A 12,251-nucleotide genomic window follows, 5' to 3' on the forward strand; every position below is an offset into this window, starting at 1 on the left:
AGCCAAGGCCCCAGAGGTATAGTGTGAAAAAAGCCAATAAAAACAATGCCAGTCAGGCTTAACTGACTGGCATTAGGTCGTAAGGCCTCCCGTTTTTTACAGACGAGATGCGCGGGTTGCCACCCGGCGCGGGGATGCGTTCCTGAAAGAGAGATTGCGATTAACGGGCGGCGACTTTATAGACCACTTTGATCAGCTGATAGCGCAGAGAGGACGCATCGGCCGGTACATCGGTGAGCTGCTCTTTGCTGACCGTGATCTGATAGCGGTAGCCCGGCTCGAACTGGAAGCCTTCAATATTCTGGTAGAACAGGGTCCAGGGCTGCTGCTCATCGCTGCGAACCTGCATGCACTGCATCGGACCGACCCCGACGCAATCGACCAGCTGGCTGTTGATATAGAGGGTCTCCCCCTGTGACGGGGCGGGGGCGCTCTGGCAGGCGGTCAGCAGCAAGGCGGCGCTGATAAACAGTGGTTTCATGATGGATTCCTTCAACGCGAAAGGGGGCATTAGAGCGGCAAACAAAAAGGCGGTCAATGACCGCCTTTGTAACAAACCATATCAGCGCAGTGGTTAGCGCTGCTCGAGCGGAGTGAACTCGCGCAGCGGGTGGCCCACGTAGAGCTGGCGTGGACGACCGATCTTGCTGTCCGGGTCTGAGTGGAACTCGTTCCAGTGGGCAATCCAGCCGATGGTGCGGGAGATGGCGAAGATCACGGTGAACATGCTCATCGGGATGCCGATCGCCTTCATGATGATGCCGGAGTAGAAGTCTACGTTCGGGTAGAGTTTCTTCTCGACGAAGTAGGGGTCGGAGAGCGCAATGCGCTCCAGCTCCATGGCCACGTCCAGCAGCGGATCCTTGATCTGCAGCTCGGTCAGTACTTCGTGGCAGGTTTCGCGCATCACGGTGGCACGGGGGTCGTGGTTCTTGTAAACACGGTGACCGAAGCCCATCAGGCGGAACGGATCGTTCTTGTCCTTGGCCTTGGCGATGTACTCGGGGATGCGTTCCACCGAGCCGATCTCTTCCAGCATGCGCAGGCAGGCTTCGTTGGCACCACCGTGGGCCGGTCCCCACAGGGAGGCGATCCCGGCGGCGATACAGGCGAACGGGTTGGCACCGGAGGAGCCAGCCAGACGAACGGTGGAGGTGGAGGCGTTCTGCTCGTGATCCGCATGGAGGGTGAAGATACGATCCATGGCGCGTTCAACGATGGGGTTGACCTTGTACTCTTCGGTCGGCACGCCAAACATCATGTGCAGGAAGTTGCCTGCATAGGAGAGGGCGTTACGCGGCTGCATGAACGGCTGGCCGATGGAGTACTTGTAACACATGGCGGCCAGGGTCGGCATCTTGGAGAGCAGACGGAAGGCACAGATCTCGCGATGCTGCTCGTTGTTGATGTCGAGGGCATCGTGATAGAAGGCGGAGAGGGCGCTGACCACACCGCACATGATGGCCATGGGGTGGGAGTCACGACGGAAGCCGCGGAAGAAGAAGGCTATCTGCTCATGCACCATGGTGTGGCGGGTGACCAGACGTTCGAATTCGGCATATTGCGCCTTGGTGGGCGCCTCGCCATACAGCAGGATATAGCAGACTTCCAGATAGGTGGCCTGGGTAGCAAGCTGGGCGATAGGGTAACCCCGGTGCAGCAAGACACCCAGATCCCCGTCAATGTAGGTAATCGCAGATTTGCAAGAACCGGTGGCCATGAAACCGGGGTCAAAGGTGAAATACCCCTGTGATCCCAATTTTCTGACATCGATGACATCCGGGCCGATGGTGCCGGAGAGGATCGGCAGTTCGACCGGATCTTTTCCGGGCAGGTGTAGGGTGGCTATCTTATCAGCCATAGCACGTCTCCTTTGCTCTTTATAATTTGGTTCCAGTCCTACTCTATTACGACTTTTATGACGCTGGCAAAGGTTGTTACCCATACCGAGGTGGCTGGAGCGCCTTATTTGAAACAGAGTTCCTTATCAATGTCAATTTTGCTGAAACCCCATTAATGGCATTAATGAAATGTTAAATTAAATATGCGATCGAGTTTGCGGTTTTGTGTTTTCTTTGTAGCTAATTGATTGTCTTCGGTTAAGGCCGCCGATATACTGCGCCACGTGGGTCATGGCTGCAGGTGTTTGAAACGCTTTGGCAAAGCCTGATGTGAAACCGAAAACTCGCGTTTTGGCTTTTTCAGAGTGTTTTGGTAACAAAAAACCAACAATCACCATTCCGTGCCCTCAAGTGTGAGTTAAAACAATAACTAACGTGCTCAATGGAGCTGAGTGGGCAAGCGTGAAAAACAAACAGAGACCGGTCAACCTCGACCTACAGACGATCAGCTTTCCTGTCACTGCCATTGCATCCATCCTGCACCGTGTTTCAGGGGTTATTACCTTTGTTGCACTGGGCATCTTGCTGTGGATGCTTGGTACTTCACTCGCCTCTCCCGAAGGGTTTGCAACCGTGGTTGCCATCATGGACAACTTCCTGGTCAAACTCGTGCTGTGGGGGATCCTGACTGCGCTGGCATACCACATTGTGGGCGGCTTGCGTCATCTGGTCATGGATATGGGCTATTGGGAAGAGCTGGAATCCGGCAATCAGAGCGCCCGCGTGGCCTTCGTGATCACCGCGATCCTAGCTGTATTGGCGGGAGTGCTTGTATGGTAACCAATTCTGCAACCTTCGGGCGCAGCGGCGTTCACGATTACATCCTGATCCGCGCCACCGCCCTCATCATGACCTGTTATGTCCTCTATCTGGTGGGCTTTGTCGCGTTCAACGACATCACCTACGAGGTGTGGGCAGGCTTCTTCGCCAAAACCTTCACCAAGGTATTCACCCTGTTGACCCTGCTCTGCGTACTGATCCACGCCTGGATTGGTCTGTGGCAGGTGCTGACTGACTATATCAAGCCGGTAGGGCTGCGCGGGGCGCTGCAATTTGCCCTGGTCGTGGTGCTGTTTGTCTATCTGATGACGGGTTTCGTCGTGCTGTGGGGTGTGTAAGGTGACTATTCCAACTCGTGAATTTGATGCGGTGGTGATTGGTGCCGGTGGTGCCGGTATGCGCGCCGCGCTGCAGATTGCCCAGTCCGGCAAGAGCTGCGCTCTGTTGTCCAAAGTTTTTCCAACCCGTTCTCACACGGTATCCGCCCAGGGCGGCATCACGGTCGCGCTGGGCAATGCCCACGACGACAACTGGCAGTGGCACATGTATGACACGGTAAAAGGTTCCGATTACATCGGTGATCAGGAAGCCATCGAGTACATGTGCAAGACCGGCCCCGAGGCCATCTATGAGCTGGAGAACATGGGGCTGCCCTTCTCCCGTTTCGACAATGGTTCTGTCTACCAGCGTCCGTTTGGTGGTCAGTCCAAGAATTTCGGTGGCGAGCAGGCTGCTCGTACCGCAGCGGCCGCCGACCGTACCGGTCACGCTCTGCTGCACACCCTCTATCAACAGAACGTCAAGAACAAGACCACCGTCTTCTCCGAGTGGTATGCGCTGGATCTGGTGAAAAACCAGGACGGCCACATCGTTGGCTGTACCGCCATCGATATGGAGAGTGGCGAAGTGGTCTACTTCAAGGCCAAGGCCACCGTGCTGGCCACCGGCGGTGCCGGTCGTATCTACCAGTCCACCACCAATGCCCACATCAACACAGGTGACGGTGTCGGCATGGCGCTGCGCGCCGGGGTAGGGGTGCAGGACATGGAGTTCTGGCAGTTCCACCCGACCGGCATCGCCGGGGCCGGGGTGCTGGTGACCGAGGGTTGCCGTGGTGAAGGCGGCTATCTGCTCAATAAAGATGGCGAGCGCTTCATGGAGCGTTATGCCCCCAACGCCAAGGATCTGGCCGGTCGCGACGTGGTGGCTCGCTCCATCATGATCGAGATCCGCGAAGGGCGTGGCTGCGACGGTCCCTGGGGCCCGCACATCAAGCTCAAGCTGGATCACCTCGGTAAAGAGGTGCTGGAATCCCGTCTGCCGGGCATCTGCGAACTCTCCCGCACCTTCGCCCACGTGGATCCGGTCAAAGAGCCGATCCCGATCATCCCGACCTGCCACTACATGATGGGCGGCGTGCCGACCAACGTGAATGGCCAGTGTCTGGCGCAAGACAAGGACGGCAACGACGTGCCGGTGGTCGGCCTGTTTGCGGTGGGTGAAATTGCCTGCGTCTCCGTACATGGTGCCAACCGTCTGGGTGGCAACTCGCTGCTGGATCTGGTGGTGTTCGGCCGTGCCGCCGGCATGCATCTGGTCAATACCCTGGGCGAGATGGATCACGGTCGCGATGCCTCCGAATCCGATATCGATGCCGCCATGGCGCGCTTCAATCGCTGGGAAAATTGCCGTGACGGCGAAGACCCGGTGCAGATCCGCAAAGACCTGCAGCGCTGCATGCAGAACAACTTCTCGGTGTTCCGCGAAGGGGATGCCATGGCAGAAGGGCTGGCCGAGCTGAAACTTATTCGCGAGCGCCTCAAGCATGCCCGTCTGGATGACACCTCCAAAGAGTTCAACACCCAGCGCATCGAGTGTCTGGAGCTGGACAACCTGATGGAGACGGCGTTTGCCACGGCAGTGGCGGCCAACTTCCGTACCGAGAGTCGCGGTGCTCACAGCCGCTTTGACTTCCCGGAGCGTGACGACGAGAGCTGGTTGTGCCACAGCCTCTATCACCCGGACACCGAGTCCATGACCCGTCGCGCTGTCAACATGTCACCCAAGACCCGTGAGGCGTTCCCGCCCAAGGTCCGGACTTACTGATTGCGGAGCCAGCCCTATGAACGTCACATTCTCTGTCTACAGATACAATCCGGATGTTGATAACGTCCCCCATATGAAGGAATATCGTCTTGATATTCCTGAAGGTTCCGACATGATGGTGCTCGACGCACTGATCCAGTTGAAAGAGCTGGATCCCACGCTCGCCTTCCGCCGCTCTTGCCGCGAAGGGGTCTGTGGATCAGATGGTCTCAACATGAATGGCAAGAACGGTCTTGCCTGTATCACCCCGCTCTCAGATCTGCTGAAGAAGGGCAATAACGTTGTTATCCGCCCCTTGCCTGGCCTGCCGGTGATCCGCGATCTGGTGATCGACATGACCCAGTTCTACACCCAGTGGGAGAAGGTCAAACCCTTCCTCATCAACGATGACAAGTTGCCGCCGGTGCGTGAGCACCTGCAATCCCCCGAAGAGCGCGCCAAGCTTGACGGCCTGTACGAGTGCATTCTCTGTGCCTGCTGCTCCACTTCGTGCCCCTCCTTCTGGTGGAACCCCGACAAGTTCATCGGTCCGGCCGGGCTGCTTGCCGCCTACCGCTGGCTGGCTGACAGCCGCGACACCGCGACCACCGAACGACTGGGGAATCTGGACGACGCATTCAGCGTGTTCCGCTGCCATGGCATCATGAACTGCGTGAACGTCTGTCCGAAAGGCTTGAACCCGACCAAGGCGATTGGCCAGATCAAGTCGATGTTGCTCAATCGGGCTGTTTAGTATCAGGGCCGGCCCCGCGCTGGCCCGACTTCTGGATAGCCATCCCACCCGTGGCAGGATGGCTATTTGACCCCTACAAGCTGCGCAGCAGTAACAAGAAGTACAAGGGATAGAAATGCATAACGGCGTGATGAAGGCCTGGTTGGAGTCATCTCACCTGGCTGGTGCGAATGCAAGCTATATAGAGGATTTGTACGAATCCTTCCTGGAAAATCCTGACTCCGTGTCCGACGAGTGGCGCAGCCTGTTTAGCGAGCTGCCCCAGGTCAATGGCCATGCGGTTGAACAACCCCACTCCCAGGTCCGCGATTATTTCCGTCGTCTGGCCAAGGATCCCTCTCGCTACAGTGCCCCCGTCTCCGATCCGCAAGTGGATGCCAAGCAGGTGCGGGTATTGCAGCTGATCAACGCCTTCCGTTTCCGTGGTCACCAGAATGCCAATCTGGACCCGCTGGGTCTGTGGCAGCGTGAAACCGTTGCCGAACTGGATCCTGCGTTCCACAACCTGCAGGGCGCAGACATGGAGGCCACCTTCAATGTGGGCTCCTACGCCATCGGTCGCGAGACCATGGTGCTCTCCGATCTCTACGCCTCGCTGAAAAAGACCTACTGCAGCTCCATAGGTGCCGACTACATGCACCTCACCTCCACGGAAGAGAAGCGCTGGCTGCAACAGCGTCTCGAATCCATTGAAGGGAAGGGGAGCTACACCCTCGAAGAGAAGACCCGTTTCCTCGAGAGCCTGACCGCTGCCGAAGGGCTGGAGAAATATCTGGGCGCCAAGTTCCCGGGGGCCAAGCGCTTCTCGCTGGAAGGTGGCGACGCCATGATCCCCATGCTCAAGGAGCTGATCCGTCGTGCCGGTGAGCAGGGCTGCAAAGAGGCCGTTATCGGCATGGCCCACCGCGGCCGCCTCAACGTGCTGATCAACGTGTTGGGCAAACGGGCGCAGGACCTGTTCGACGAGTTTGCCGGCAAGCATGGCGAATCCTGGGGCACGGGGGATGTGAAGTACCACATGGGCTTCTCCTCCGACTTCGCCACCCCGGGTGGCAACGTCCACCTGGCGCTGGCGTTCAACCCCTCTCACCTCGAGATCGTCAACCCTGTGGTCATCGGCTCGGTCCGTGCCCGGATGGATCGTCGTGGTGACAAGGATGGCTCCAGCGTGCTGCCCATCACCATTCACGGTGACTCGGCCATGTCCGGTCAGGGCGTGGTGGCCGAGACCTTCAACATGTCCCAGACCCGTGCCTATGGCGTGGGTGGGACGGTGCGCATCGTCATCAACAACCAGGTGGGTTTCACCACCTCTTACCATCGTGATCTGCGCTCCACCGAATATTGCACCGACATCGCCAAGGCGGTTCAGGCGCCGGTGCTGCACGTCAACGGGGATGATCCGGAAGCCGTGGTGCTGGTGACCCAGATTGCGCTGGATTACCGCAACACCTTCAAACGCGACGTGGTGATCGAGCTGGTCTGCTACCGTCGTCACGGTCACAACGAAGCGGACGAGCCGAGCGCGACCCAGCCGCTGATGTACCAGAAGATCAAACAGCACCCGACTCCGCGCAAGATCTACGCCGATCAGCTGGTGGCCGAGGGGAGCCTCGCTCAGGAGCGGGCGACCGAACTGGTCAACGAGTATCGCGAAGCGCTGGATCGCGGCGAGCGGGTGAGCAAGGAGTGGCGGCCGATGGAGCTGCACTCCGTCGACTGGACCCCTTATCTCGGCCACGACTGGAACATGGCCTATGAGAGTGCCGTGCCGATGGATCACCTCAAGAGCCTCGGCGAGCGGGTGAGCCAGTATCCGGCCACCCATGTGCTGCAGCGTCAGGTCGAGAAGATTTACGAAGACCGCCGTCTGATGGCCGCGGGCGAGAAGCTGGTGGATTGGGGCTTTGCCGAGACCCTGGCCTACGCCACTTTGGTGGACAAGGGTTCCCGCATCCGCTTTACCGGTGAAGACTCCGGCCGTGGCACCTTCTTCCACCGCCACGCCGTGCTGCACAGCCAGACCGATGCCAGCACCTACACCCCGCTGTGCAACCTGCACGACGAGCAAGGCCCGTTCGAGGTGTATGACTCTGTGCTGACCGAGAACGCGGTACTGGCCTTTGAATATGGTTACGCCAGCGCCGAGCCGGCTGGCCTCACCATCTGGGAAGCCCAGTTCGGCGACTTCGCCAACTGTGCCCAGGTAGTGGTGGATCAGTTCCTCTCCTCCGGTGAGCAGAAGTGGGGCCGGATGTGCGGCCTGACCATGTTGCTGCCGCACGGTTACGAGGGGCAGGGCCCGGAGCACTCCTCCGCTCGTCTGGAGCGTTATCTGCAGATGTGTGCCCAGCACAACATGCAGGTGTGCGTGCCCTCTACCCCGGCGCAGGTGTTCCATATGCTGCGTCGTCAGGTAGTGCGCCCGATGCGCCGTCCGCTGATCGTCATGACGCCCAAATCCCTGCTGCGCCACCCGCTGGCGGTGAGCAAGCTCGAAGAGCTGGCTGACGGCACCTTCCAGAACGCCATCGGCGAGATCGATGCGCTGGATCCGAAAGCGGTCAAGCGCGTGGTCTTCTGCTCCGGCAAGGTCTACTACGACCTGCTCGATGCCCGTCGCAAGGCCGAGCAGCAAGATGTGGCACTGGTGCGAATTGAGCAGCTCTACCCCTTCCCGGAAGAGGAAGTGCGCGCCATTCTGGCCGATTACAGCCATGTCACCGACTTTGTCTGGTGTCAGGAAGAGCCGCAGAACCAGGGCGCCTGGTACTGCACCCGTCACCACTACGATGGCGTGCTGCCAGCCGGAGCCACCCTGCGTTATGCCGGTCGCCCCGCGTCAGCCTCACCGGCCGTCGGTTACATGTCTGTCCACGCCAAGCAGCAAAAAGCCTTGGTGGAAGATGCCCTTACCCTGTAAAGCCTCTGGCATAGAAGTAAAAAGGAACTGATTGGATGACTATCGAAATCAAGGTACCGGATCTGCCGGAATCAGTGGCCGATGCCACTATCGCCACCTGGCACAAAAAACCGGGCGATCTGGTCGCCCGTGACGAAGTGCTGGTCGACATCGAGACCGACAAGGTGGTGCTGGAAGTGCCGGCACCGCAAGCCGGTGTGCTGGGGGATATTCTGCAAGGGGAAGGGGCGACTGTGTTGTCCCGTCAACTGATTGCCATCCTCACCGCCGCTCCGGTGGCCGGTGAAGAGACCAAAGAGAAACCCGCTGAAGCGGTTGCCGATGATGGTGCCGATGGCTTGAGCCCCTCGGTGCGCCGCCTGATTGGTGAGCACGATATCGACGTGACCAAGTTGACCGGTACCGGCAAGGGCGGTCGTATCACCAAGGATGATGTGGAAGCCTTCATCAAGGCCAAGAGCCAGCCTGCGGTAGTCGCACCGGTCGCAACTGCAGCCCCGGCAGCCAAGGTTGCCCCGCTGGGTGGTCGTACTGACAAGCGGGTACCGATGACCCGTCTGCGCAAGCGCATTGCCGAGCGTCTGCTGGAAGCGAAAAATACCACCGCCATGCTGACCACCTTCAACGAGGTCAACATGAAGCCCATCATGGATCTGCGCAAGCAGTACGGCGAGATCTTCGAGAAGAAGCACGGCATCAAGCTCGGCTTTATGTCCTTCTACGTGAAGGCGGTGGTGGAGTCCCTCAAGCGCTATCCGGAAGTGAACGCGGCGCTCGATGGTGATGACGTGGTTTACCACAACTACTTCGACGTCAGTATCGCCGTCTCTACCCCCCGTGGTCTGGTGACGCCGGTGCTGCGCGACTGCGACAACATGAGCCTGGCGGACATTGAGAAGGCCATCAAGGATCTGGCGGGCAAGGGCCGTGACGGCAAGCTGACCGTGGATGAACTGACTGGCGGCAACTTCACCATCACCAACGGTGGCGTGTTCGGCTCTCTGATGTCCACCCCTATCATCAACCCGCCCCAGAGCGCCATTCTGGGCATGCACAAGATCCAGGATCGCCCGATGGCCGTTGACGGCAAGGTCGAGATCCTGCCGATGATGTATCTGGCGCTCTCCTACGATCACCGTCTCATCGACGGACGCGAATCGGTAGGCTTCCTGGTCTCCGTCAAGGAGCTGCTGGAAGACCCGACCCGTCTGTTGCTGGACGTCTAAGCCTGTAGCACGCAGGCAAGGGGTTTGCGCCCCGAGCCAGTGTGTTGCCGGGCGTTTAAGCACTGTAATACCCGAGCGATTGAAAGATAACGAGGGGCCGCCCAGGCCCCCATTCACAGGGGATTGAGAAACACCAGCCCCGGACGGAAATACCTACAACACGGATAGAGCATCTATGAATCTGCATGAATATCAGGCAAAACAGCTGTTTGCCGAGTATGGCCTGCCGGTCTCCGAAGGTTATGCCTGCGCTACCCCACAAGAAGCGGCCGAAGCGGCTGACAAGATTGGCGGCAATATCTGGGTCGTCAAATGCCAGGTACACGCCGGTGGTCGCGGTAAAGCGGGCGGCGTGAAAGTGGCCAAGAGCAAGGATGAGATCCGTGCCTTTGCCCAGAACTGGCTTGGCAAAAATCTGGTCACCTACCAGACCGACGCCAACGGCCAGCCGGTCACCAAGATCCTGGTTGAATCTTGCACCGACATCGCCAAAGAGCTCTACCTGGGCGCCGTGGTTGACCGTGGCTCACGTCGCGTGGTCTTCATGGCATCTACCGAAGGTGGCGTGGACATCGAGAAGATTGCCCACGAAACCCCCCATCTGATCCACAAGGCGGCCATCGATCCGCTGGTGGGTCCGCAGGCCTATCAGGCCCGCGAACTGGCCTTCAAACTGGGTCTGGTCGGCGATCAGATCAAACAGTTCACCAAGATCTTCTTAGGCTTGGGCCAGATGTTCCTTGATTGCGATTTCGCGCTGCTGGAGATCAACCCGCTGGTGATCACCAAGCAGGGCAACCTGCACTGCCTCGATGGCAAGATCAACATCGACGCCAACGCCCTCTATCGTCAGCCCAAGCTGCGCGAAATGCACGACCCGTCACAGGATGACCCCCGCGAAGCACACGCCGCCCAGTGGGAGCTCAACTATGTGGCCCTCGATGGCAACATCGGCTGCATGGTCAACGGCGCCGGTCTGGCCATGGGTACCATGGATATCGTCAACCTGCACGGCGGCAAACCGGCCAACTTCCTTGACGTCGGCGGTGGCGCCACCAAGGAGCGCGTGACCGAGGCGTTCAAGATCATCCTCTCCGACAACAACGTCAAAGCGGTGCTGGTCAACATCTTCGGCGGCATCGTGCGCTGCGACATGATCGCAGAAGGCATCATTGGTGCGGTCAAGGAAGTGGGGGTCAAGGTGCCCGTCGTGGTCCGTCTGGAAGGCAACAACGCCGAGCTGGGTGGTATCAAGCTGGCCGAGAGCGGCCTCAACATCATTGCGGCCAAGAGTCTGACCGATGCCGCGCAGCAAGTCGTCAAAGCAGCGGAGGCCAACTGATGAGCGTACTGATCAACAAGGACACCCGAGTCATCTGCCAGGGCTTTACTGGCGGTCAGGGGACTTTCCACTCCGAGCAAGCGCTCTCCTACGGCACCCAGCTGGTGGGCGGCGTCTCTCCGGGCAAGGGCGGCACCACCCATCTGGGCCTGCCGGTGTTCAACACCGTCCGTGACGCGGTCGACGCGACCGGCGCCACCGCCTCCGTCATCTATGTGCCAGCACCGTTCTGCAAGGACGCGATCCTGGAAGCGATCGACGCGGGCATCAAGCTGATTGTCACCATCACCGAAGGCATCCCGACGCTGGATATGCTGGATGTGAAAGTGAAGCTGCAAGAGACCGGCGTGCGGATGATCGGCCCCAACTGCCCGGGTGTGATCACGCCGGGTGAGTGCAAGATCGGCATCATGCCGGGCCACATTCACAAGCCGGGCAAGGTGGGCATCGTCTCCCGCTCCGGTACCCTGACCTACGAAGCGGTCAAGCAGACCACTGACGAGGGCTTTGGCCAGTCCACCTGCGTCGGTATCGGTGGCGACCCCATCCCGGGCTCCAACTTTATCGACATTCTGGAGATGTTCCAGAACGACCCGCAGACCGAAGCGATCGTGATGATCGGCGAGATCGGCGGTAACGCCGAGGAAGACGCGGCCGCCTATATCAAGGCCCACGTCACCAAGCCGGTGGTCTCCTATATCGCGGGGGTCACTGCGCCTCCCGGCAAGCGGATGGGCCACGCTGGCGCCATCATCTCCGGTGGCAAGGGTACCGCCGCCGAGAAGTTTGCCGCGCTGGAAGATGCTGGCGTGAAAACCGTCCGGTCGCTTGCCGATATCGGCAAGGCCCTGCGCGAAGTCACCGGCTGGTAATTCCTTTAGCCCGTTATCTCTAATAAAAATGCCGCCCGATGGGTGGCATTTTTATTGGCATGGTTTATTTATGATTTCATGAAAACCCACGTATGCCTTGTTGATTGGCATTGAAATAAAGATCAATATATAGCAATGATTTTTTCCGCTAGCATTGAAAAAGATAAAAGCAATAAATATGGAAACCATATAAGCCATCTTTTTAATGTGAGTAATTTAAGCAAGTCATTTAAACTAGGTGTTGATATGTTTGTCGAGATACCACTGGAAGGTAAAGATAACCTATCGCCAACTAAATAGCTGTTCCGAATAGTAGATCACTGGAGGAAGGGAACTCAGTCCAGTTTGTGCGATCTCATTAGTCGCCA

At 58.6% G+C, this 12,251-nt stretch carries 11 protein-coding genes; 8 read left to right on the top strand and 3 right to left on the bottom strand.

All coding sequences use genetic code 11. The features are described 5' to 3' along the window. Nucleotides 1-160: 160 nt before the first annotated feature. The 3 genes from OKC27_RS21410 to OKC27_RS21420 all read right to left on the bottom strand — a co-directional run bounded on the left by OKC27_RS21410 (nt 161) and on the right by OKC27_RS21420 (nt 2,239). Nucleotides 161-481, bottom strand: coding sequence for a DUF4377 domain-containing protein (locus tag OKC27_RS21410; RefSeq protein ID WP_182970920.1), 321 nt, complete (start codon nt 479-481; stop codon nt 161-163). Between the two features lie 93 nt (nt 482-574). Continuing rightward, nucleotides 575-1,861, bottom strand: coding sequence for a citrate synthase (locus OKC27_RS21415; RefSeq protein WP_182970921.1), 1,287 nt, complete (start codon nt 1,859-1,861; stop codon nt 575-577). 177 nt (nt 1,862-2,038) lie between these two features. Next, nucleotides 2,039-2,239 (bottom strand): hypothetical protein, encoded by a 201-nt coding sequence (locus tag OKC27_RS21420; protein WP_124929313.1) that lies wholly within the window; start codon nt 2,237-2,239, stop codon nt 2,039-2,041. A 64-nt stretch (nt 2,240-2,303) separates the two neighbouring features. Here OKC27_RS21420 and sdhC point away from each other — a divergent pair, with 64 nt between their 5' ends. The 8 genes from sdhC to sucD all read left to right on the top strand — a co-directional run bounded on the left by sdhC (nt 2,304) and on the right by sucD (nt 11,883). Further along, nucleotides 2,304-2,681, top strand: a complete 378-nt coding sequence (sdhC, locus tag OKC27_RS21425; RefSeq protein ID WP_021231296.1) for a succinate dehydrogenase cytochrome b556 subunit — start codon at nt 2,304-2,306, stop codon at nt 2,679-2,681. After that, nucleotides 2,675-3,019, top strand: coding sequence for a succinate dehydrogenase, hydrophobic membrane anchor protein (sdhD, locus tag OKC27_RS21430; protein WP_005333558.1), 345 nt, complete (start codon nt 2,675-2,677; stop codon nt 3,017-3,019). The genes sdhC and sdhD overlap by 7 nt, the downstream gene beginning before the upstream one ends. A gap of 1 nt (nt 3,020) precedes the next feature. Further along, nucleotides 3,021-4,787: a succinate dehydrogenase flavoprotein subunit gene (gene sdhA, locus OKC27_RS21435; protein ID WP_042059423.1), complete on the top strand. Its 1,767-nt coding sequence runs from the start codon at nt 3,021-3,023 to the stop codon at nt 4,785-4,787. 16 nt (nt 4,788-4,803) lie between these two features. Next, complete coding sequence (locus tag OKC27_RS21440) at nt 4,804-5,520, top strand: succinate dehydrogenase iron-sulfur subunit (protein WP_005333549.1); 717 nt, start codon at nt 4,804-4,806, stop codon at nt 5,518-5,520. A gap of 115 nt (nt 5,521-5,635) precedes the next feature. Beyond that, complete coding sequence (sucA, locus tag OKC27_RS21445) at nt 5,636-8,443, top strand: 2-oxoglutarate dehydrogenase E1 component (RefSeq protein WP_139409228.1); 2,808 nt, start codon at nt 5,636-5,638, stop codon at nt 8,441-8,443. Between the two features lie 35 nt (nt 8,444-8,478). After that, nucleotides 8,479-9,669 (top strand): 2-oxoglutarate dehydrogenase complex dihydrolipoyllysine-residue succinyltransferase, encoded by a 1,191-nt coding sequence (gene odhB / locus OKC27_RS21450; RefSeq protein WP_182970922.1) that lies wholly within the window; start codon nt 8,479-8,481, stop codon nt 9,667-9,669. 175 nt (nt 9,670-9,844) lie between these two features. Beyond that, nucleotides 9,845-11,011, top strand: coding sequence for an ADP-forming succinate--CoA ligase subunit beta (gene sucC, locus OKC27_RS21455; protein ID WP_182970923.1), 1,167 nt, complete (start codon nt 9,845-9,847; stop codon nt 11,009-11,011). Continuing rightward, complete coding sequence (gene sucD, locus OKC27_RS21460) at nt 11,011-11,883, top strand: succinate--CoA ligase subunit alpha (protein ID WP_182970924.1); 873 nt, start codon at nt 11,011-11,013, stop codon at nt 11,881-11,883. Before sucC ends, sucD begins: the two co-directional genes overlap by 1 nt. The last annotated feature ends 368 nt before the right edge of the window (nt 11,884-12,251 follow it).

This window comes from Aeromonas sp. QDB62, from assembly GCF_027705695.1.
In the GTDB taxonomy this organism is placed as follows: domain Bacteria; phylum Pseudomonadota; class Gammaproteobacteria; order Enterobacterales; family Aeromonadaceae; genus Aeromonas; species Aeromonas allosaccharophila.

Coding starts and splice junctions, on each gene's coding strand:
- OKC27_RS21410 (WP_182970920.1), bottom strand. CDS start 481: ATGAAACCACTGTTTATCAGCGCCGCCTTGCTGCTGACCGCCTGCCAG.
- OKC27_RS21415 (WP_182970921.1), bottom strand. CDS start 1,861: ATGGCTGATAAGATAGCCACCCTACACCTGCCCGGAAAAGATCCGGTC.
- OKC27_RS21420 (WP_124929313.1), bottom strand. CDS start 2,239: ATGGTGATTGTTGGTTTTTTGTTACCAAAACACTCTGAAAAAGCCAAA.
- sdhD (WP_005333558.1), top strand. CDS start 2,675: ATGGTAACCAATTCTGCAACCTTCGGGCGCAGCGGCGTTCACGATTAC.
- OKC27_RS21440 (WP_005333549.1), top strand. CDS start 4,804: ATGAACGTCACATTCTCTGTCTACAGATACAATCCGGATGTTGATAAC.
- sucA (WP_139409228.1), top strand. CDS start 5,636: ATGCATAACGGCGTGATGAAGGCCTGGTTGGAGTCATCTCACCTGGCT.
- odhB (WP_182970922.1), top strand. CDS start 8,479: ATGACTATCGAAATCAAGGTACCGGATCTGCCGGAATCAGTGGCCGAT.
- sucC (WP_182970923.1), top strand. CDS start 9,845: ATGAATCTGCATGAATATCAGGCAAAACAGCTGTTTGCCGAGTATGGC.
- sucD (WP_182970924.1), top strand. CDS start 11,011: ATGAGCGTACTGATCAACAAGGACACCCGAGTCATCTGCCAGGGCTTT.